This is a genomic window from Streptomyces eurocidicus, from assembly GCF_002891295.1.
In the GTDB taxonomy this organism is placed as follows: domain Bacteria; phylum Actinomycetota; class Actinomycetes; order Streptomycetales; family Streptomycetaceae; genus Streptomyces; species Streptomyces eurocidicus.
The window spans coordinates 101,380-122,268 of record NZ_LGUI01000002.1 but is presented as its reverse complement, the minus strand read 5'-3'; the positions used below and the strand labels follow the sequence as shown (position 1 = coordinate 122,268).

17 protein-coding genes are annotated in these 20,889 nt (G+C 72.0%); all 17 read right to left on the bottom strand.

The window, feature by feature from the left end; genetic code table 11:
- Positions 1 to 38: 38 nt before the first annotated feature.
- The 17 genes from AF335_RS05530 to AF335_RS05450 all read right to left on the bottom strand — a co-directional run bounded on the left by AF335_RS05530 (position 39) and on the right by AF335_RS05450 (position 20,651).
- Positions 39 to 1,451, bottom strand: coding sequence for an aspartate aminotransferase family protein (locus AF335_RS05530; protein WP_102917159.1), 1,413 nt, complete (start codon positions 1,449 to 1,451; stop codon positions 39 to 41).
- A complete protein-coding gene (gene dxs / locus AF335_RS05525; RefSeq protein WP_102917158.1) occupies positions 1,448 to 3,397 on the bottom strand; it encodes a 1-deoxy-D-xylulose-5-phosphate synthase in 1,950 nt (649 codons plus the stop codon). The genes AF335_RS05530 and dxs overlap by 4 nt, the downstream gene beginning before the upstream one ends.
- Before the next feature lie 146 nt (positions 3,398 to 3,543).
- Positions 3,544 to 4,701, bottom strand: a complete 1,158-nt coding sequence (ispG, locus tag AF335_RS05520; protein ID WP_102917849.1) for a flavodoxin-dependent (E)-4-hydroxy-3-methylbut-2-enyl-diphosphate synthase — start codon at positions 4,699 to 4,701, stop codon at positions 3,544 to 3,546.
- Positions 4,702 to 4,715: 14 nt separating this feature from the next.
- Positions 4,716 to 5,738: an adenosyl-hopene transferase HpnH gene (hpnH, locus tag AF335_RS05515; RefSeq protein ID WP_102917157.1), complete on the bottom strand. Its 1,023-nt coding sequence runs from the start codon at positions 5,736 to 5,738 to the stop codon at positions 4,716 to 4,718.
- 5 nt (positions 5,739 to 5,743) lie between these two features.
- Complete coding sequence (locus AF335_RS05510; protein WP_102917156.1) at positions 5,744 to 6,394, bottom strand: phosphorylase family protein; 651 nt, start codon at positions 6,392 to 6,394, stop codon at positions 5,744 to 5,746.
- Positions 6,394 to 8,400: a squalene--hopene cyclase gene (shc, locus tag AF335_RS05505; protein WP_102917155.1), complete on the bottom strand. Its 2,007-nt coding sequence runs from the start codon at positions 8,398 to 8,400 to the stop codon at positions 6,394 to 6,396. Before shc ends, AF335_RS05510 begins: the two co-directional genes overlap by 1 nt.
- Positions 8,401 to 8,517: 117 nt before the next feature.
- Positions 8,518 to 9,582, bottom strand: coding sequence for a polyprenyl synthetase family protein (locus tag AF335_RS05500; RefSeq protein WP_184743647.1), 1,065 nt, complete (start codon positions 9,580 to 9,582; stop codon positions 8,518 to 8,520).
- 71 nt (positions 9,583 to 9,653) lie between these two features.
- Positions 9,654 to 11,114, bottom strand: coding sequence for a hydroxysqualene dehydroxylase HpnE (gene hpnE, locus AF335_RS05495; RefSeq protein ID WP_102917153.1), 1,461 nt, complete (start codon positions 11,112 to 11,114; stop codon positions 9,654 to 9,656).
- 91 nt (positions 11,115 to 11,205) lie between these two features.
- Entirely contained in the window at positions 11,206 to 12,156 is a 951-nt protein-coding gene (hpnD, locus tag AF335_RS05490; RefSeq protein WP_102917152.1) for a presqualene diphosphate synthase HpnD, read from the bottom strand.
- Positions 12,153 to 13,019 carry a squalene synthase HpnC gene (gene hpnC / locus AF335_RS05485; RefSeq protein ID WP_102917848.1) on the bottom strand — a complete coding sequence of 289 codons (867 nt, stop codon included), beginning with the start codon at positions 13,017 to 13,019 and terminating at the stop codon, positions 12,153 to 12,155. The genes hpnD and hpnC overlap by 4 nt, the downstream gene beginning before the upstream one ends.
- A gap of 463 nt (positions 13,020 to 13,482) precedes the next feature.
- Positions 13,483 to 14,286, bottom strand: a complete 804-nt coding sequence (locus AF335_RS05480) for an ABC transporter ATP-binding protein (protein WP_184743644.1) — start codon at positions 14,284 to 14,286, stop codon at positions 13,483 to 13,485.
- Positions 14,279 to 15,214 (bottom strand): ABC transporter permease, encoded by a 936-nt coding sequence (locus AF335_RS05475; RefSeq protein ID WP_102917150.1) that lies wholly within the window; start codon positions 15,212 to 15,214, stop codon positions 14,279 to 14,281. Before AF335_RS05475 ends, AF335_RS05480 begins: the two co-directional genes overlap by 8 nt.
- Before the next feature lie 78 nt (positions 15,215 to 15,292).
- Positions 15,293 to 16,216 (bottom strand): glycosyltransferase family 2 protein, encoded by a 924-nt coding sequence (locus AF335_RS05470; RefSeq protein WP_102917149.1) that lies wholly within the window; start codon positions 16,214 to 16,216, stop codon positions 15,293 to 15,295.
- Positions 16,213 to 16,998: a CDP-alcohol phosphatidyltransferase family protein gene (locus AF335_RS05465; RefSeq protein WP_095578398.1), complete on the bottom strand. Its 786-nt coding sequence runs from the start codon at positions 16,996 to 16,998 to the stop codon at positions 16,213 to 16,215. The genes AF335_RS05470 and AF335_RS05465 overlap by 4 nt, the downstream gene beginning before the upstream one ends.
- Positions 16,976 to 18,037 carry an iron-containing alcohol dehydrogenase family protein gene (locus AF335_RS05460; RefSeq protein ID WP_102917148.1) on the bottom strand — a complete coding sequence of 354 codons (1,062 nt, stop codon included), beginning with the start codon at positions 18,035 to 18,037 and terminating at the stop codon, positions 16,976 to 16,978. Before AF335_RS05460 ends, AF335_RS05465 begins: the two co-directional genes overlap by 23 nt.
- A complete protein-coding gene (locus tag AF335_RS05455) occupies positions 18,025 to 18,762 on the bottom strand; it encodes a phosphocholine cytidylyltransferase family protein (protein WP_102917147.1) in 738 nt (245 codons plus the stop codon). Before AF335_RS05455 ends, AF335_RS05460 begins: the two co-directional genes overlap by 13 nt.
- Positions 18,759 to 20,651 carry a DUF5941 domain-containing protein gene (locus AF335_RS05450; RefSeq protein ID WP_102917146.1) on the bottom strand — a complete coding sequence of 631 codons (1,893 nt, stop codon included), beginning with the start codon at positions 20,649 to 20,651 and terminating at the stop codon, positions 18,759 to 18,761. Before AF335_RS05450 ends, AF335_RS05455 begins: the two co-directional genes overlap by 4 nt.
- Between the last annotated feature and the right edge of the window lie 238 nt (positions 20,652 to 20,889).

The following is a 20,889-nucleotide window of genomic DNA, read 5'->3' as shown; positions in this document are numbered from 1 at the left end:
CACCGCCTGCTGATCAGGGTGCGGCCGAATCGAAGCTGTCAGCCCCTGCCCGCTTGCAAGGACTGCTTCACCAGCGTCCGGCCGAAGTCCCACATCAGCCCGCCGCCACCGTGCGCGTCGTCCATCACGGCCGTGAAGGCGGTCACGAAGCGGTCCACCTCGCGCTCACCGATGGTCAGCGGCGGGATCAGCTTGATCACCTCCAGATGGTCGCCGGAGACCTGGGTGAGGATCCGGTGCTTCTGGAGCAGCGGCACCACGACCATCTGCGCGAAGAGGCCCTTGCGCGCGGCCTGGAGCATGGCCCAGCGGCTGCGCAGCCCCAGCGAGCGGGGCCTGCCGAACTCGATGCCGATCATCAGGCCGCGGCCCCGGACGTCGTGCAGCAGCTCGTATTTCCCGACCAGCGCGGCCAGCCGGCTCCGCAGCAGCTCCCCGGTGTGCCGGGCGTTGGCCACGAGCTCCTCGTCCTCCATGACCGAGAGCACGGCGAGGCCGGCCGCCATGGCCTGGGCGTTGGAGCCGAAGCTCGCCGAGTGGACCAGCACCCGGTCCATGGAGGAATAGACCTTCTTGAAGATCCAGTCCTTGCCGAGGGTCGCGCCGACGGGGACATAGCCGCCCGAGAGCGCCTTGGCCACGCACACCAGGTCCGGCTCGACGCCCTCCTCGTGCTGGTAGGCGTAGAAGTCGCCGGTGCGGCCGACGCCGGTCTGCACCTCATCGGCGATCAGCAGCGCCTTGTGGCGGCGCAGCAGGTCCTGGGCCGCGCGCAGGAAGCCCGGCGGCGGCTCGTGGACACCCTTGCCCTGGATGGGCTCGACGACGAAGGCGGCGACGTCGCCCCGGCGCAGCTCCCTCTCCAGGGCGTCGAGGTCGCCGAGCGGGACCGCCGTGTCCGGCAGCAGCGGGGCGAAGCCGTCGCGGAAGCCGGTCTCGCCGTTGACGGAGAGGGAGCCGGTGGTCAGCCCGTGGAAGGCGTGGTCGCAGTAGAGGACCCTGGGCCGGCCGGTGGCGTAGCGGGCGAACTTCAGGGCGGTCTCGACCGCCTCGGTGCCGCTGTTGCCGAAGAAGACCCGGTCCAGGTGCGGGGTGTACGACAGCAGCCTCTCGGCGAGGAGGCCGGGCAGCGGCTGGCAATCGAAGCGGGTGAGGTCGGCGAGCGAGGCGTCCAGGACGTCGTGCAGCGCCTTGCGGACGACGGGGTGGTGGCGACCGACGCCCATCACCCCGAAGCCGGCGAGCATATCGAGGTAGTCCTGCCCCTCCGCGTCCCAGAAGTACGCGCCCTCGGCCCGCTCGTAGACCTTGTCGAAGCCGATGGTGCGCAGCATGCGGGGCAGCTGGTGGTTGAGGTGGCGGGTGTGCAGTTCGTAGCGCTCGCCGCCGCGCTCCGCGAGGAGCCGGGCGAGGTCGAACCCCTTCGCGGCGTCGGTGCCGTCGGGTGTCATGCGTCGTTCTCCTTACGGGCCTTGCTGGTCCTGCCGGCCGCGGCCGGCGCCGCCGCCGTCACCTCCTTACGGGCCAGGGCGGCACTGATCCGGCCGGCGATCTCGGCCGGGGTGAGCCCCAGGTCCGCGAGCACCTCGCCGCGCTTGGCGTGCGCGAGGAACTGCTCGGGGATGCCGAAGGTGCGCACGGGCACGTCGACCTCGGCGTCGCGCAGGGCCTGCGCCACGGCGGAGCCGACGCCGCCGGTCCGGCTGTTGTCCTCGACGACGGCGACGACGCGGTGCCGTGCGGCGAACGCGGGCAGGGCCTCGTCGACGGGTTTGACCCAGCGGGGGTCGAGGACGGTGCAGGAGGTGCCGCGGGCGGTGAGCAACTCGGCGGCGGCCAGGCAGACGGGGGCCATCGTGCCGACGGCGACGAGCAGCACCTCGGCGGGCTCCGCCTCGGGGCCGGGGCCGCCGATGACGTCCATGCCGCCGACCTCGGCGGTGGCCGGGTGGGGCTCGCCGACGGTCTCCTTGGGGAAGCGGATGACGGTCGGGGCGTCGTCGACGTCCATGGCCTCGCGGAGCTGGGCCCGGAGCTGGTCGGCGTCGCGCGGGGCGGCGATCCGCAGGCCGGGGACGACCTGGAGGATCGACATGTCCCACATGCCGTTGTGCGAGGCGCCGTCGGTGCCGGTGACACCCGCCCGGTCCAGCACGAAGGTCACACCGCACTTGTGCAGGGCGACGTCCATCAGGACCTGGTCGAAGGCACGGTTGAGGAAGGTCGCGTACACCGCGAAGACCGGGTGCAGACCGCCCGTCGCCAGACCGGCCGCCGAGGTCGCCGCGTGCTGCTCGGCGATCCCGACGTCCCAGACCCGGTCGGGGTAGGCGGCGGCGAACTTGGTCAGGCCCACGGGGTGGAGCATCGCCGCGGTGATGGCCACCACGTCCGGCCGCTCGGCGCCGATCCGCAGCATCTCGTCGCCGAACACCGAGGTCCAGGACCGGCCGGCGGCGGGGGCGAGCGGCTCGCAGGTGAGGGGGTTCATCACGCCCACGGTGTGGAAGCGGTCGGCCTCGTCCTCCAGGGCCGGCTGGTAGCCGCGGCCCTTCTCGGTGCGGCAGTGGACGAGGACCGGGCCGTGGAAGCGCTTGGCCTTGCGGAGCGCCGACTCGACGGCCTCGATGTCGTGCCCGTCGATCGGTCCGAGGTACTTCAGGCCGAGGTCCTCGAACATGCCCTGGGGCGCGAAGGCGTCCTTGAAGCCCTTCTTCGCGCCGTGCAGCGATTCGTAGAGCGGCTTGCCGAGCACGGGAACGCTCTGGACGGCGTCCTTGCCCCAGGACAGGAAGCGTTCGTAGCCGTCGGTGGTGCGCAGGGTGGCGAGGTGGTCGGCGAGGCCGCCGATGGTGGGGGCGTAGGAGCGCTCGTTGTCGTTGACGACGATGATCAGGGGCCGGTCCTTGGCCGCGGCTATGTTGTTCAGCGCCTCCCAGGCCATGCCTCCGGTGAGCGCGCCGTCACCGATGACGGCGACGACGTGGCGGTTCCAGCGGCCGAGCACCTGGTTGGCCTTGGCGAGGCCGTCGGCCCAGCCCAGGACCGTGGAGGCGTGGCTGTTCTCGATGACGTCGTGCTCGGACTCCTCGCGCGAGGGATAGCCGGACAGGCCGCCCTTGCCGCGGAGCTTGGAGAAGTCCTGACGGCCGGTGAGCAGCTTGTGCACGTAGGACTGATGGCCGGTGTCCCACAGCACGCGGTCGGCGGGCGAGTCGAAGGCGCGGTGCAGCGCGATGGTCAGCTCCACCACGCCCAGGTTGGGTCCGAGGTGGCCGCCGGTCCTGGCCACCGCGTGCACCAGGAAGTGGCGGATCTCCTCGGCAAGTTCGGTCAGGTCCTCGGTGTCCAGTGCCTTCACGTCGCGCGGACCGCGGATGTTCTCCAACAACGACACGTCGGGGCCCCCTCCTCGTCTCTCGGCCCCGGCCGGGCAGCCCTGACGGCCGCGCCTTCCGGGGACTGTCTGATCTGACTGGGTGTGCCTGCGCCCGACCGGTCGGTCCGGTCGGCGCCTGGTCTCGGCGGGTGTGGTCCCGTCGGTCAGCCCACGGTGACGTCCGGCCCGCCCGTACCGGCGTCCGTGGCCTCCATGGTCTCGGCGATCCTCATCGCCTCCTCGATGAGGGTCTCCACGATCTTGGACTCGGGGACGGTCTTGATGACCTCGCCCTTGACGAAGATCTGCCCCTTGCCATTGCCGGACGCGACACCCAGATCGGCCTCACGGGCCTCACCGGGACCGTTCACGACACAGCCCATCACCGCGACGCGCAGCGGCACCTCCATGCCCTCCAGACCGGCCGAGACCTGGTCCGCGAGCTTGTAGACATCGACCTGAGCACGGCCGCACGACGGACACGAGACGATCTCCAGACGGCGCTGGCGCAGGCCCAGGGACTCCAGGATCTGCATGCCGACCTTGATCTCCTCGGCCGGCGGCGCCGACAGGGAGACCCGGATGGTGTCGCCGATGCCCTCGGAGAGCAGCGCGCCGAACGCCACCGCCGACTTGATCGTGCCCTGGAAAGCCGGGCCCGCCTCCGTCACACCGAGGTGCAGCGGGTAGTCGCACTGCGCGGCCAGCTGGCGGTAGGCGTTGACCATCACGACCGGGTCGTTGTGCTTGACCGAGATCTTGATGTCACGGAAACCGTGCTCCTCGAACAGCGACGCCTCCCACAGCGCCGACTCCACCAGCGCCTCCGGCGTCGCCTTGCCGTACTTCTCCAGCAGCCGGCGGTCCAGCGAGCCCGCGTTGACGCCGATCCGGATCGGGGTGCCCGCGTCGGAGGCCGCCTTGGCGATCTCGCGCACCTTGTCGTCGAACTGCCGGATGTTGCCCGGGTTGACCCGGACCGCGGCGCAGCCGGCGTCGATGGCGGCGAAGACGTACTTCGGCTGGAAGTGGATGTCGGCGATCACCGGGATCTGCGACTTCTTCGCGATGACCGGCAGCGCCTCGGCGTCGTCCTGCGAGGGGCAGGCGACCCGGACGATCTGGCAGCCGGCGGCGGTGAGCTCCGCGATCTGCTGGAGCGTCGCGCCGATGTCCGCCGTCACCGTGGTGGTCATGGACTGCACCGACACCGGTGCGTCCCCGCCGACCGGGACCGATCCGACCTGGATGCGCCGCGAGGGGCGGCGCTTCGCCAGCGGCCGGACCGGCAGGCCGGGCAGTCCGAGTGGCACAGGCTCCACGGAACCCATGCCGGTCAGCCCCGGTTTCCCGCGATGGTCTCGCGCGCGGCGCGCAGCGATTCCTTCAGCGATCCCATGGTGGCGAGGACGGCCGTGGGTTCGTAGCCGCAGTGCGCCATGCAGTTGGCGCAGCGCGGGTCCTTGCCCCGCCCGTACTTCTCCCAGTCGGTGTCCTCGATCAGCTCCCGGTACGTCGGCACATAGCCGTCGCTCATCAGATAGCAGGGGCGCTGCCAGCCGAAGAGGGAGTAGTTCGGGATGGCCCAGGCGGTGCAGGGGAAGTCGGCCTTGCCTTCCAGGAAGTCGAGGAAGAGCGGGCTGTGGTTGAGCCGCCAGCGGCTGCGGTTGCCGCCCGAGAACGCCTTCTTGAAGAGCTCCCGGGTCTGCTCGACGCCCAGGAAGTGCTCCTGGTCCGGGGCCTTCTCGTAGGCATAGGCGGGCGAGATCATCATCTCGTCGACCTGGAGGTCGTCATTGAGGAAGTCGAGCACCTCGATGATGGTCTGCGGGGTGTCGGTGTTGAAGAAGGTGGAATTGGTGGTGACCCGGAAGCCGCGCCGCTTGGCCTCCTTGATCGCCTCCACCGCCTCGTCGAAGACGCCTTCCTTCGCAACGGATTCGTCGTGCCGCTCGCGCAGCCCGTCGATGTGCACCGCGAACGCGAAATAGGGCGAGGGAGTGAAATTCTCCATCTTCTTGCGCATCAACAGGGCGTTGGTGCACAGGAAGACATACTTTCGCTTGGCCACCAGCTGCCGCACGATCTCATGGATCTGCGGGTGCATCAGGGGTTCGCCACCGGCGATGGAGACCATCGGCGCACCGGACTCCAGCACGGCGCCGACGGCCTGGGCGACGGGCATGCGCTGCTTGAGCACGCCCGCCGGGTGCTGGATCTTGCCACAGCCCTCGCACTTGAGATTGCACGCGAACAGCGGCTCGAGTTCGACGATCAGCGGGAACTTCTCCCGCCGCCGCAGCTTCTGTTCGAAAAGGTAGGTTCCCACCCGGATGGACTGGCGGAGTGGCATGGCCATCTGGCTCACCTCCTGGGGAGCAGTAAAGATCGGTGCCATTCGACAAAGGCCGGAAGGACGGTGCGGAGCACCCGGAAGGCTGATATTCCACCCCGCAACGTCCCGATTCGTACGAGTTCATGTTCTGGAGCGTCCACGACCACCCGGACGGCCGCAACCGGGCGCGGTCCGGCGCGGACGGCGCTTCGGAGCGTGGCGGCGGACTCCATGTCGACGGCGAGCGCCCCCGCCGCGTGCAGGTCGGAGCGCTCGGCGCCGCGCACGACGTGATCCGAGCCGACCAGGGGGCCGGTGTGGATGACGCGCCGGGGCGCGACCCGTGCGAGTTCCTTGGCGAGGAGCTCCGCGCCGGCGCACTCCGTGCGGCCCTCGGCGTCGCGGGTCTCATCGGCGACGACCAGGTCGCCGGGGTGCATCCCCGGTGCCAGCCCGGCGCAGAAGCCGGTGGCGATCACCGAGGCGTACCGCATGGTGTCGTCCGTGAGCGCGCGGGTGACGGCCGCCGCCGCGGCGGCCGGGCCCATGCCCGTGCGCAGTACGGTCACGGGCCCGGCCGTACCGCCGGAGCCGCCGCCGCGCAGGGCGAGGCGCTCGATGCCCAGCGCGCAGGCGACGAGCAGCGGTGCGGGGCCGGGGGTTCCCGTGCCGTGGGGCATCACGCCTCCTGGCGGTCGGCGGCGAAGGGCTCCCCGTGGACGTAGCGGCCGAGGGCCGTGAGGGGGAAGACCTGGCGGTACAGGTGGTAGTTGATGGAGAAGTCCCAGGGGAAGCCGGTGCCGGTGAAGTGCGGTTCGTCCCAGGAGCCGTCCTCCTCCTGGGTCTCCACCAGCCGGGCCACCCCGCGCTCGACGGCCTTGCCGTCCCGCTCCCCCGCGGCCAGCAGGGCCATCAGGGCCCAGGCCGTCTGGGAAGGGGTGGAGGCACCGCGGCCGATCCACTCCGGGTCGCGGTACGAGCGCAGGTCCTCGCCCCAGCCGCCGTCGTCGTTCTGCACGCTCTCCAGCCAGCGCACGGCCCGGCGGATCGCCGGGTGCGAGGCCGGGAGCCCGGCGGTGACCAGAGCGGGGACCACGGACCCGGTGCCGTAGACGTAGTTGACGCCCCAGCGGCCGAACCAGCCGCCGTTCTCCTCCTGCTCGGCGAGCAGCCACTCGATGCCGCGCCGGGTGCGCGGGTCGTGCTGCCTGCCGAGGACGGCCAGCATCTCCACCACGTGCGCGGTGACGTCGGCGGACGGCGGGTCGATGACCTCGCCGAAGTCGCAGAACGGCAGCCGGTTGGGGAAGGGGCTGGTGTTGTCGGCGTCGAAGGCGCCCCAGGCGCCGTTCCTCGACTGCATGCCGAGGTTCCAGCGGACGGCGCGCTCCACCGCCGCGTCCAGCCGGGCGGGGTCGGGGTGGGCGACGCGCTTGAGGGCGAGGACCACCTCGGCGGTGTCGTCGATGTCGGGGTAGTTGTCGTTGTGGAACTCGAAGGCCCAGCCGCCCGGGGGCAGTTCCGGCCTGCGCACCGTCCAGTCGCCGGGCCGGAGGATCTGCTCGTCGAGCATCCAGTCGGCGGCCTTGACGAGCGCCGGGTGGTCGGCGGCCACGCCCGCGTCGGCGAGCGCGATCGCGGCGAGGCAGGTGTCCCACACCGGGGACTGGCACGCCTCGATCATCCGCGAGCCGTCCTCGCGCCAGATGGCGAAACGGTCCAGCGATGCGAGGCCCGCGCGCAGCACGGGGTGGTCGAGGTCGTAGCCGAGGAGGTGCAGGGCGATGACGGAGTAGACGGCGGGCGGCTGGATGCCGCCCCAGCAGCCGTCGTTCTCCTGGCGCTCGATGATCCAGCGGGCGGCGGCGTTGAGCGCGGCGCGGCGCAGCGGCCGGACGGGGAACCTGCGGTAGCGGTGGAGCGCCTTGTCCAGGCGCTGGAAGACGCCGTCCCAGCTGGCGGCGGGGGCCAGGGGGCGGGGCGGGTTGGGCCGGCGCGGGTCGGTGTGCAGCTCGTCCAGCGCGAAGGGCGCGGGGCGCACGGGGCGCTTGGCCGAGACCACGGTGAGCGGCACGATGGTCTGCCGCGCCCAGCAGCCGAAGTCGTAGATGTTGAGCGGGATCCACTTCGGCACGTACATGATCTCGGGCGGCAGCTCCGGCAGGTCGTCCCACTTCCACCAGCCGAAGAGGGCGAGCCAGATGCGGGTGAAGACCCGGGCGGCGGCGATGCCGCCGTGCGCGCGGATCCAGGCGGACGCCGTGGCCATGTGCGGGGCGTCGGGGGCGTCCCCGGCGAGCCTCAGCGCGACATACGCCTCGATGGTGGCCGAGAGTTCGGGCGGTCCGCCGAGGAAGGTGGCCCAGGTGCCGTCGGGCCGCTGTTCGGAGCGGATGAAGAGGGCGGCGGCGCGGGTGGTCCGCTCGTCCTGGATCCCGAGGAACTGGCGGAGGAGCAGGTCCTCGGCGTCCATGGTGACGTTGGTCTGGAGGTCGCCCTTCCACCATCCCTCGGCGTCCTGCCGGGAGAGGAGGTGGTCGACCGCCCGGGCGGTGGCCCGCTCGGCGGCCGTAGGGGCCGCCGCCGGCCCGCCGTGTTCGAGCGGGGGCGTAACGGTGGTGCTGTCCTTGGCCGCGGCTGCGCGGAGCGTCGGGGCTCCGGTGCTTCCGTCGGTCGTCGCTGTCATGGTTTCCCCTTTTTGCAGTGATCTTTCTTCTCTGCCGTGCTGGGGGCTCCGTCGGCCGACGCTCCCGTCAGGGCGTCGGCCGGCGACTGCGATCTACTCAGATCGGGTGAATGGGAATCATCTCTTTCGTACGACGACGAAGTCGGCGAGCGCCGTGAGCTGGGCTCGTACCTGGGCCGGCATGTCGACTCCGTCGAGGGCCTCGATTGCGGTGGCGTGCTGGCGGCGGGCCTCCTGGGAGGTCCACTCCCGGCCGCCCGCTTCCTCGATCAACGCCGCGCGGCTGGCGAATTCTTCCTCGTCGAAGTCGGCGGACTGGGATTCGCTGAGCTTGGCGTCCGCGGCGAGGATCTCGGCGAGCCGCTCGGAGGCGGGGCCGCCGGCCGCGAGGGCGGCGACGACCGGCAGCGACTTCTTGCGCTGGCGCAGGTCGCTCCAGGTCTGCTTGCCCGTGGCCTCCGGGTCCCCCCAGATGCCCAGCAGGTCGTCGACGGCCTGGAAGGCGAGGCCCAGGTGGTAGCCGTACGCCTCCAGGGTGTCGGCGGTGCGGTCGTCGGCGCCGCCGAGGACGGCGCCGATGGAGACGGCGCAGGCGAGCAGGGCGCCCGTCTTGTTGCCCTCCATCTCCAGGCACTCCTCGACGGTGACCCGCTCGCGATGCTCGTAGGAGATGTCCTGGGCCTGACCGTCGATCAGCTTCCGGGTGGCGGTGGTCAGCCGCCGGGTGGCGCGGCCGGCCTCGACCGTGCCCAGCTCCAGCAGGATCTCGTTCGCGAGCGCGAACAGCGCGTCGCCGACGAGGATGGCCTGCTCGGGCCCGTACACCTTCCACACCGTGTCGCGGTGGCGGCGCTGCTCGTCGCCGTCCATCAGGTCGTCGTGGAGCAGCGAGAAGTTGTGCACGAGCTCGACGGCGACGGCGCCGGGGATGCCGATCTCCGGGGCCGCGCCCGCGGCCTCGGCCGAGAGCAGGGCGAGGGCGGGCCGGACGGCCTTGCCGCCGTCGCCGTGCGCGGGCCTGCCCTCGGCGTCGATCCAGCCGAAGTGGTAGGCGGCGACGGTGTCCATGGGCGGCGCGAGCCGGTTCACGGCGGCACGCAGCACCGGCGTGGCAAGCGTCCGTCCGCGCTCCAGCAGGGCGTTGACGCCTGCGGTGTCGACAGCTGGGATCGCCGATGTCACGGTCTCTCCTCTGGTGGTCGTGCTCGTACGCGCCCCGTTGCGGGAACGCGACGCTTGATGGCTCGCCTCGGTCATGCCGGCTCCCGCAAGGGGTGGTGGTGCGGTCGGCCGAGCTCGGAGAGTGCCGCGGCGGCGGCGTCGACGCCGCTGCGCACCGCGCCCTCCATCGTCGCGGGCCAGCCGGTGGCGGTCCACGCGCCGGCCAGGAAGAGGCCGGGCGTGGCGGTGGGGGCGGCGGGCCGCAGCCGGCCGACCCCCGGGGTGGGGGCGAACGTCGCTGTACGCTCCCGGGTCACGAAGAAGTCCCGCACGCCCGCGCCGCGGGCCGCGGGCAGCAGCCGCTCCAGCTCGGGGAGGTAGCGGGCGCGCAGCTCGGCGACGGGCCGGTCGATGTCGTCGTGCGCGGCGGACTGGGAGACGGCGAGGTACTGGCCGCCGGTGCCCCGCGCGGCGAGGCCGGAGGAGTCGGTGCGGTCGAAGACCCACTGCACCGGGGAGCCCAGCGCCGCGAAGAACGGCTGTCGCAGGACTTTGCGGTCGTATACGACATGGAGGTTGAGGATCGGCGCGGTGTCGATGCCGAGCAGCCGGTCGGGGTCGTCGAGCGCACCCTCGGGGAGCAGGGCGTGGGTCTCGCGCTGGGGCACCGCGAGGACCACCGCGTCGGCGTCGAGCCGCTCGGTGCCGCCGGGTCCCGCCTCGGTGTCGACGTGCCAGCGGCCGTCGTCGGACCGGGTGAGGGCGGTGACGCGGGTGCGCAGCTCGGTGCGGACGCCCGCCTTGTCGAGGGCGGCGCGGGCCCGGGTGTCGTGCAGCTCGCCGAGGGGCACATGGGCCCAGCCGATGTCGGCGGCGCCGGGCTCGGAGAGCAGGCCGGTCTTGAAGACCATGGCGGCCAGGCCCAGCGAGGACCGGTCGGCGGTGGCGTTGAGGGTGGCGACGCCGACGAGGTCCCAGAGGGCCTCGACGGCGCGCGGGGACTGGCCGTGCCGGCTCAGCCAGCTCGCGAAGTCCTCTTCGTCCAGCGCGGGGTCGTCGAGGTCGAGGGCGCGCAGGGCGAGCGCGGCGCGCCCCACCTGGGCGCGCTCGGCCAGCGAGAGGTGCGGGTAGGTGGCCAGGCTCGCGGCCAGGTGCAGCGGGACGGGCAGGGCGGTGCGCCGCAGCCGGCCCAGCCGCGGCCTGCCGGAGGGGTGGCCGACGTCGAGCACGGGCACGTCGAGCCGGGGTTGCAGCGGGGCGAACGCGGTGGCGTCGACGCGGTCGAGGAACCAGCGGTAGGCGGTGCAGCAGCGCAGGTAGACGTGCTGGCCGTTATCGATGGTGAGGTCGCCGCGGCGGAAGGAGAAGGCGAGCCCGCCGAGCCGGGGACGGCCTTCGAGCAGGGTGACGCGGAGTCCGGCGTCGGCGAGCTCGAGCGCGGCCGTGATGCCGGCCAGCCCACCGCCGACGACCACCGCGGTGGCTCCGGTGGAAGGGGCCGCGCCGTCCGCGCGCTCCCGCCCGGTACGGGTCGTCGTGCGTGGTGTGGTCATGCGCCCACCCCCTCGGCTGCTGTCAGTGACGTATGCCATCGGCGGAGGGTTGCACACCGCTTGCCGGTCCGGGAACTGGGCGTCCGGGGCATCAAGCGCGCCCCCCGGCGGTCCGTCGGCCGACGCCACGGGCGTCGAGACCGGACAGACCGCGCACGGCGACGTACGCCTTCTCACGGCCGGGAAGCGAGACGCGGCCGCGCAGCACGGCCTCGGGGTCCTCGGCGATACGGTCCAGCAGCCTGCGGTAGATGCCGGACATGGCGGCGACACAGGCACCGCTGCGCCGGTCGAGCATGGGGAGGAGCTTGGTGCCCTCCGCGAACAGCGCGCGGGCGCGCCGGACTTCGAAGTGGACCAGGCCCGTGAAGTCGGCCCCGGTCGGCGGCTTCGCGGAGTGGAAGCCCGCGGCGCAGCCGAACTTGGCGAGGTCGTCGGCGGGGAGGTAGGTGCGGCCGTTGGCCGCGTCCTCCCGGACGTCGCGCAGGATGTTGGTGAGCTGGAGGGCGAGACCCAGGGTATCGGCGTACTCGCCGGCGCGCGCGGCGTCGCGCGCGCCGGGCACGGTGCCGAACACCCCGAGCGAGAGCCGTCCGATGGCACCCGCGACACAGCGGCAGTAGACGGCGAGGTCGTCCCATGTCTCGTAGGACTCGCCACGCACATCCATCTGAACGCCGTCGATCAGTTCGTCGAGCCCGCCGAGCGGAATCGGGAAGCGGCGCGCGGCATGGCTGAGCGCGACGGCCACCGGGTCGGTGTCGTCCTCCTCGATCCCGCCCGCCCGGATCCGGGCGAGCAGGGCACGGGTCTCCTCCAGCCGCCGCTGCTTGACCGCCACGTCCAGCAGGCCGTCCCCGATGTCGTCGACGCGCCGGGAGAAGGCGTACAGCGCCGACATGGCGCGCCGCTTGGCGGTCGGCAGCAGTCGGATGCCGTAGCTGAAGTTGCCTGCCTGGTGGCCGGTGACCGCCTCGCAGTAGCTGTACGCGGCGAGTACCGGCGCGGACGCGTCTGGCGATCCGTTCACGGTCCCGCTCACCCCTCTCTTCGCAGTGTCGCTCCCACCTCGCGCAGCAGGCTGAGCTTGGTGGGCTTGGGCGGTCCGGGCAGTACGTCGTGTCCCGCGGCGGCGACCGCGCGGAGCGCGGCCCTCCCCCCGCCCACGAACCCCGCGAGCAACAGCTTCAACCTGCCGTGGACGCTACCCACCAGGGGGGTGCCTTCATTCAGCAGTTCCCCGGCGCGTTCCGCCTCGTACGCCACCAGGGCGCGCAACGACGCGCCGCTGGTGGGACGGGCCAGATCGGCCTCGGCGACATGGAAGCGCCGCATGTCCTCGGCCGGGAGGTAGACGCGGTCGCGCCCGAGGTCCTCGGCGACGTCCTGCAGGTGTTCGACGATCTGCAGGCCGGTGCAGACCGCGTCCGAGCGGCGGATCCGCTCGGGGCTGGCGGTGCCGGTGATGCCCAGGACCAGGCGGCCGACGGGGTTGGCGGACAGCTCGCAGTAGGCGAGCAGGTCCGCGTAGGTGGCATAGCGGGTGACGCGCTGGTCCTGGCGGTTGGCCTCGATCAGGCCGAGGAAGGGCTCGGGGGTCAGGCCGCAGCGGCGGACGGTCGGGCGCAGCCGGAGCAGCAGGGGGTGGCGCGGGCCCGTGCCGGTGGTGTCGAAGACGCGCAGGAGGTCGGCCTCGAAGGCGTCGAGCATGGCCGGGCGGTCGTCCGCCTGCTCCCGGTCGAGGCCCAGCAGCTCGGCGTCGCGGCCGCCGGGGGCCAGGTCGCCGTCACCGATGTCGTCGACGAGGCGGGCGTAGCCGTAGACCGCCATGAGGTCGCCCCGCCAGGATCGCGGCAGGAAGAACGGCGCCACGGGGAAGTTCTCGTGCGCGGCCTTGTCGAGCACGGCGCGCTCGTGCGCGTCCGTCCCCGCCGTCACCGGGTGCTGCCCGGGCGCGTCGTCGGGCCGAGGACGGCGGGAGCGCCGCGGAGCTGGAGAGTTCCCGTAGCCATTGCCGTCACATCTCCCGTTCTACACTGCTGACCCAGAACATCCTATTTCGGACACGCCGCAGGGCAGGCGTCCCCCTGTTCCCCCTGGCCACCTCCCGGATCTCCCTCCGGATCACCCTTCGCCCGGGGGAGATACCCCGGTATCGCCCCGCTTCTCCACAAATCAGCACTGTACAGCGTACGCCGTACAGATGTGCGGCAGGCGCCCGGGTAGGTGCTTGATCCATACAATGCCACGCGAGGGGCGAATCAACCCTGACAATAAGCGAGTTGATCGTTACGGATAGGTCAAGCCCCCGCCCGTCGGGGGACGGCGGGGGCCGGTGCGCCTGGCCGGAAACCGCGGGCCGGCGGGGCTAGCGGGCCGTCTCCTTCTCATAGGCCCGGACCACTTCCTCGGTCGGTCCGTCCATGAGCAGCTGCCCGTGTTCGAGCCAGAGCACCCGGTCGCAGGTGTCCCGGATCGACCGGTTGTTATGGCTGACGAGGAAGACCGTGCCGGCCTCCTTGCGGAGCTCGCGGATACGGGCCTCGGAGCGCTTCTGGAAGGACCGGTCACCGGTCGCCAGCGCCTCGTCGATCATCAGGACGTCGTGGTCCTTGGCCGCGGCGATGGAGAACCGCAGCCGGGCCGCCATGCCGGAGGAGTACGTCCGCATCGGCAGCGTGATGAAGTCGCCCTTCTCGTTGATGCCGGAGAAGTCGACGATGCCCTGGTAGCGCTCGCGGATCTGCTCCCGGGACATGCCCATCGCCAGACCGCCGAGCATCACGTTCTTCTCGCCCGTGAGGTCGTTCATCATGGCCGCGTTGACGCCCAGCAGCGACGGCTGGCCGTCGGTGTAGACCTTGCCGCGCTCGGCGGGCAGCAGCCCGGCGATGGCCTTGAGCAGGGTCGACTTGCCGGAGCCGTTGGACCCGATCAGGCCGATCGCCTCACCGCGGTAGGCGGTGAAGCTGACGCCCTTGACGGCGTGCACCTCCCGGACGCCGGCGCCCGGCTTCCGGCGGACCAGCCGGTTGAGGGCGGCGGTCGCGCTGCCGCGCCCGGTGTTGCCGCCGTAGACGCGGTAGACGATGTGGACGTCGTCCGCGATCACGGTGGGGACGCGGGGACCGGAAGGGGCGGCGGGGGCCCCGGTGGGGTTCTGTTCAGCCACGGCCGTACTGCTCCTCAGCCTTCCAGAAGTACACGAAGCCTCCGATGCCGAAGACCAGCGCCCAGCCGAGGGCCAGGGACCAGACGTGCGGCGGCAGGTGGATCCTGCTGTGGTTCTCGATCAGCGACCAGCGCATCAGGTCGATGTAGACGGCGGCCGGGTTGGCGCTCAGCACGTCCACCACCCACCCCGGCGCCTTCGCCTTCTCCAGCGCGTCCACCAGGCTGTACATCACGCCGGACGCGTACATCCAGGTCCGGGTGACGAACGGCAGCAGCTGGGCGAGGTCCGGGGTCTTGCTGCCCGCGCGGGCCAGGATCAGCGCGAGGCCGGTGTTGAAGCAGAACTGCAGCACCAGCACCGGGACGATCAGCAGCCACGACAGCGCCGGGGTGTGGCCGAAGCCCAGCAGGAAGAGGAAGAGCACCACCATCGAGTACAGCAGCTGCTGGAGCTGCTGGAGCGCGAAGGAGATCGGCAGGGCCGCCCGCGGGAAGTGGAGGGCGCGCACCAGCCCCAGGTTGCCCGAGATGGCGCGCACGCCCGCCATCGCCGAGCTCTGGGTGAAGGTGAAGACGAAGATGCCCGTCACCAGGAAGGGGATATAGGTCCTGATCCCCATCCCCTTGCTCTGCTGCATCAGCAGACCGAAGATGAGGAAGTACACCGTCGCGTTCAGCAGCGGGGTGGCCACCTGCCAGACCTGGCCCAGCTTCGCCTTGCTGTACTGCGCGGTCAGCTTCGCCCGGGAGAACGCGAGGATGAAGTGCCGCCGCGCCCACAGCTGCCGGGTGTACTCGCCCAGCGGGGGCCGGGCACCGCTCACCGCGAGGCCGTATTTCCTTGCCAGCTCGGCGGCGGGGAGTCCGTCGTCGGGGGATGGCGGGGCACTCATGGCGACCGCACTGTCGTGCGTTGTCTCGCTCACAGTTGACACTTTCGTCCTCAAGGTGCGCTCCCGGGGTCCGGCCCCGGGACGCGCCCGATGCTCTCAGACAAGAGCTTGTCAGATCACGGGAGGGCGACCCAGTCGGGTCAGGCGCCACACGGTACGCCACTTCATGGGCCGCCGTGGGCCACAGGGAGTCGTCCACCCCTCCTTGAAGCCGCCGAGCCAGGCGCGCAGCGCCGGCATCGAGGGCCGCCGGGCCAGGGTGAGCAGCAGCCACACCCCGAGGTAGACGGGGACGAGGGGCGCCGGGAGGTTGCGGCGGGCCAGCCAGACGCGGTTGCGGGCGACCATGCGGTGGTAGACCGCGTGGCGGCTCGGCGGCGTCGTCGGGTGGTGCAGCACCATGTCCGAGCGGTAGTCGATCATCCAGCCCGCGTCGAGGGCCCGCCACGCGAGGTCGGTCTCCTCATGGGCGTAGAAGAAGTCGTCGGGCAGGCCGCCGACCTCCGCGAAGACCCGGGTGCGGACCGCGTTGGCGCCACCGAGGAAGGTGGTCACCCGCGAGGACCGCATCGGGTCCGAGGCGCGCAGCCGCGGTACGTGGCGGCGCTGGGTGAGCCCGGTGTCGGGGTCGGCGATGCGGAAGCTGATGATGCCGAGCTTCGCGTCGGCCGCGAACGCCTCGCGGCACAGCGCGGCCGTGTCCTGGCCGGGCAGCAGCCCGTCGTCATCCAGGAAGAGCAGCGCGTCGACCTCGCGGCCGGCCGGGCCGAACGCCTCGATGCCGACGTTCCGGCCCGCCGGGATGCCGACGTTCTCGGAGAGCTCCACGGTCCGCACGGTCAGCCCGGGCGGCGCCATGGCGGCGAGCGGGGGCAGCGGGGAGCCGTTGCCGACGACGACGACCTCGATGGGGTCGCCGTCCTGCTTGGCCACCGACTCCAGCAGCGCGCGCAGCTCGGCGGGGCGGTTGCCCATGGTCAGGACGACCGCGCCGAGCTTTATGCGCGACGCGTCGGGAGCGGAGGGGGCACTCATTTCAGCCTGCTGGAAGCGAGGATGGACACGAGGTGGAGCACTGTCTGCAGTACCGCGACGGCGGCGAGCAGCACCACCGCGATCCGGGTGAACAGCAGGTCGTGGTGGAAGAAGTCCGCGATGCCGGCGACCAGGATCACCAGGGACGCCTCGACACCGCCGACCAGGCGGTGGAACTTCAGCGCCGCCGCGGCCTTGCGGGCCAGGGCCATGCCCGAGGAGCGGGGGGTGGCCGCGGAGTCCTCCGCCGCCGGCAGCCCGCTGCGGGCCCGGGCCACGTCCACCAGGTCCGTCTCGGCCTTGATCAGGATCGCGCCGAGCGCGGCCACCGTGCCCAGGAGGGCCCACTGCCACTGCGTGCTCGCGCCGTCCTTGTGGAAGACGTCCGCGGCGCGGATGCCGAATCCCACCAGGAGGGCGGCCTCGGAGAGGTAGTGGCCCACCCGGTCGAGGTAGACGCCGGTGATCGAGGTGACCTTGCGCCAGCGCGCGAGCTCGCCGTCGACGCAGTCCAGGAGCAGGTACAGCTGGATGAGCAGCGCGCCCAGGATCGCCCCGGTCAGGCCGGGCACCAGGAGTGCCGCGCCGGCCGCGATCCCGGCGAGGATCATCAGCCCGGTGTACCCGTTGGGCGAGAGCCTGGTGTCCACCAGGACCCGGGTGCAGCGCAGCGAGATCTCCCGCATGTAGATGCGCCCGGCCCAGTGCTCACCGCTGCGCCGGTCCTTGAGGCCGCCGGGGTGGACGACCGGACGGAGTTCAGCTAGTGACGGTTTTGGCATAGTCGGCGTAAGCGTCCCTGATCTGGTCGGTGGAGAGGTCGAGGTGCTCAAGGATCGTGTAGCGCCCGGGGCGGGTCCGCGGGGCGTACTCGACGGCCTTGACGAACTCCTCGGCGCTGAAGCCGATCTCCTGCGGCAGCACCGGCAGGCCGTGGCGCCGCAGCACCTCGGCCATCAGCGCGGACTCCTCGCGGGCCCCGCGCAGGTGCATGGCGAAGGCGGCGCCGAGGCCGCACTGCTCGCCGTGACTGGCGGCCCGCTTGGGGTAGAGCAGGTCGAAGGCGTGGTTGATCTCGTGGCAGGCGCCGGAGGCGGGGCGGCTGTCGCCGGCCACCGACATGGAGATGCCGGTGAGCACCAGGCCCTCGGCGAGCACCTGGAGGAAGCCGTCGTCGCCGACGCCGCCGGGGTGGCGGAGCACGGCCTCGCCGGCCTGCCGGGCCATCGCGGCGGCCAGGCCGTCGATCGCCTCGCCCGTCTCGCGGTGGGAGAGCTCCCAGTCGGCGACGGAGGAGATGTTGGAGATCGCGTCGCCGATGCCGGAGCGGACGAAGCGGACCGGCGCCTCACGGATGACGTCGAGGTCGATGACGACGGCGATGGGGTTGGGCACCCCGTACGAGCCGCGGCCCGCGTCGTTGTCGAGCGTGGCGACGGGCGAGCAGAGGCCGTCGTGCGACAGGTTGGTCGCGACGGCGACCAGCGGCAGCCCGACGCGTGCGGCGGCGTACTTCGCACAGTCGATGATCTTGCCGCCGCCGAGGCCCACGACCGCGTCGTAGTGCCCCTTCTTCATGGCGTCGCCGAGCTTGATGGCGTCGTCGAGGGTGCCACCGCCCACCTCGTACCAGGAGGCGCCGGGCAGCGCCGGGGCGAGCCGCTCGCGCAGCACCGCCCCGGAGCCGCCGCTGATGGCGATGGCCAGCTTGCCGGAGCTGGAGATGCGCTGATCGGCGAGGATCTTCGCCAGATCGTCCAGCGCTCCGGCCCGGATGTCGACGACGACCGGCGAGGGGATGAGCCTCGTCAGTACTGGCACGCGATCCCCCGGCCCTTGGCGAGGTCGTCGTGGTTGTCGATCTCGACCCACTTGACGTCGCCGATGGGCGCCACGTCGACCTTGAAGCCGCGGTTGACGAGCTCCTGGTAGCCGTCCTCGTAGTAGAGGTCGGGGTCGCGCTCGAAGGTGACCTTCAGGGCGTCGGCCAGCTCGTCGGCGGCCTCGCCCTCGATCAGGGTGACGCCGATGTACTCGCCGGTCGCCTCGGCCGGGTCCATCAGCTTGGTGATCTTCTGGACGCCCTTGTCGGCATCCACGACGACCTTCATCTCCTCGTCGGCGAGCTGCTTCACCGTGTCGAGGGCGAGGATGATCTTCTTACCGTCGCCGCGGGCGGCGAGCAGGGTCTTCTCGACGGAGACCGGGTGCACGGTGTCGCCGTTGGCGAGGATCACGGTGTGCTTGAGGGCGTCACGGCCGCACCACAGGGAGTAGGCGTTGTTCCACTCCTCGGCCTTGTCGTTGTCGATCAGGGTGAGCTTCAGGCCGTACTTGGCCTCCAGCGCCTCCTTGCGGGCGTACACGGCCTCCTTGCGGTAGCCCACGATGATCGCGACCTCGGTCAGACCGATCTCGGCGAAGTTGCCCAGGGTGAGGTCAAGGATGGTGGTGTCACCATCCACCGGCACCAGAGCCTTGGGCAGAGTGTCGGTGTAGGGACGCAGACGCCGTCCGGCGCCGGCAGCCAGCACGAGGCCGATCATGCGGGTTCTCCTGATTCGTCGTGTACTGCGGGCGCCCCGGAGGACACCCAGAAACGGATGCTCTCGCTGAGCACCGTGATCGCGAGGGCGGCCGCGAGGACCGTCAGCGCGATGGTGAAACCTTGGCCGTGCCACAGGGCGGCGGCGATCGCGACCGCCAGGACGCGGCCCTCGTGCCCGCCGATCGCCCGCACCAGCCAGTGCGGGGGCGCGCCGGTGCCACCGCGGATGCGGTACACCGTGTCGTAGTGATGGTAGGCGACCGCGGCCACCAGGCCGAAAGCGGCGGGCAGGGCGCCGGGGGCGTCCGAGGTGGCGGCGAGGGTGAGGATCATGCCGTACTCGGCGGCGCGGAACACCGGCGGTACGAGCCAGTCGAGGGGGCCCTTGAGCGGGTGGGCGACGGCCACTCCGGCGAGGATCGCGTAGACCACGGCCTGCGGTACGGCTCGCCAGGTGCCGACGGTGTGCGCGACCAGCGGCCAGACGAAGAGCGCGGCGGTCCCGAGCAGTGCCCAGTAGGGGGCGCTGTAGGTGCCGGCGGCCATCGTCCGGCCCAGCGTGCGGCTCGCGAGCCGCGCGAGGGGCCCGGAGTCGGCGAGGTCGGCCAGGGCCTGGGCGGCCCGGTCGGTGCGCCGGGCCTTGCGCGTGAGGGAGCGCAGGACGCGGCCCGCGGTGGTGTAGCAGGCGGCGAAGGCGCAGCCGATCAGCAGGACGACGAAGACCACGCGGGGCGTGGTGAGCGCCGTGAGGACCGCGATCAGCGCCCAGCGCTCCCCGATGGGCAGCACGATCATGCGGCGGACCCACACGGTCCAGCCGACGCTGTCGAGCCGGCCGGAGAGCGCCGCCGTCGGGCTCGTGTTGGCCGTGGCGTCGTGGTTCGCCTCGTTGAAGGCGAAGTCGACGACGTGCCGGCAGGTCATGAGGATCATCGCGCCGAGCGCGAGCGCCCAGACGTCATCGTGGCCGCCGCCCCGGGACGCGCCCAGGGCCAGGCCCGCGTAGAAGGCGTACTCCTTGGCGCGGTCGAACGTGGCGTCGAGCCAGGCGCCCAGCGTGGAGTACTGCAGGGAGTAGCGGGCCAGCTGGCCGTCGGTGCAGTCCAGGACGAAGGAGAAGAGGAGCAGGGCGCCGGCGCCGACGAAGCCGGCCCGGGTGCCCGTGGCCGCGCAGCCGGCCGCGACGAGCGCGGTGAGCAGCGAGGCGGTCGTCACCTGATTGGGGGTGAGTCCGCGGCGCGCGCACCAGCGGGCGAGGTAGCGGGAGTACGGGCTGATGAAGAAGGTGGTGAAGAAGCCGTCGCGGGACTTCACGGCGTTGCGCAGGCGTACGGCCTCGTCGTCGACGGCGTCGACCTCGGCGAGGGTCTTCGCCCGCGCGTCGTCCCCGTCCGGCACGGCCGCGACGAGGACACCGAGCTCGGGCCGGTGCACGGCGACGCCGCCGGCTTCCAGCCGGGCGGTGACGGCGTCGGGCAGGCTCGCGCCCCACGGGGCGGTGCCGGTGGGCTCTTCGGAGCCGCTGTCCGGCCGCGCGGCACCCGCAGGCTCTTCCGGTCGCGCGGGTGACGCGGGTCCGGGTGTCCCGGAGCGGCCCGCCGTGACCGCCCCGAGCGCGTGCGTCAGCGACGCGCGCGCGTCCGGCTGGGCGGTGAGCGCGCCCTCGACGGCGGCGGCCGGGAAGCGGGGGTCGGTCAGTGCCAGCCGCAGGGCGTGCACATGACCCACGAAGCCGGGATCCACCAGAGCGACCCGCTCGGTGGCCGGGACGGCGGCCAGCGCCCCGGCGGCGTCCGCCGCCACGCGGACGTCGAAGCCGAGGGACCGCAGGTCCTCCTCAAGGGAGGAGCCGGCGGGCGGCGGACCGGTGAGGATGGCGGTCGACAGACGAACTCACTCCTTGCGGCTGGCATGGCCGCCCCGGGGCCGCGGGACGCGGCGGGCGGCAGTCGTGCCGGTGAACCCCGGCGGGGGCGGCACGTCGGCAGAGGCTATCGGATCACCGGAAGGTGCCGTTCACCGCACGTGCACCCCGCCGTCCCGTCACTGACAGGACGCACGGGGCGCCCCGGAGGTTCCGGGCGCACTGGAGTGAAGGGAAGCGAAGGGAAGTGAAGGCGACGGG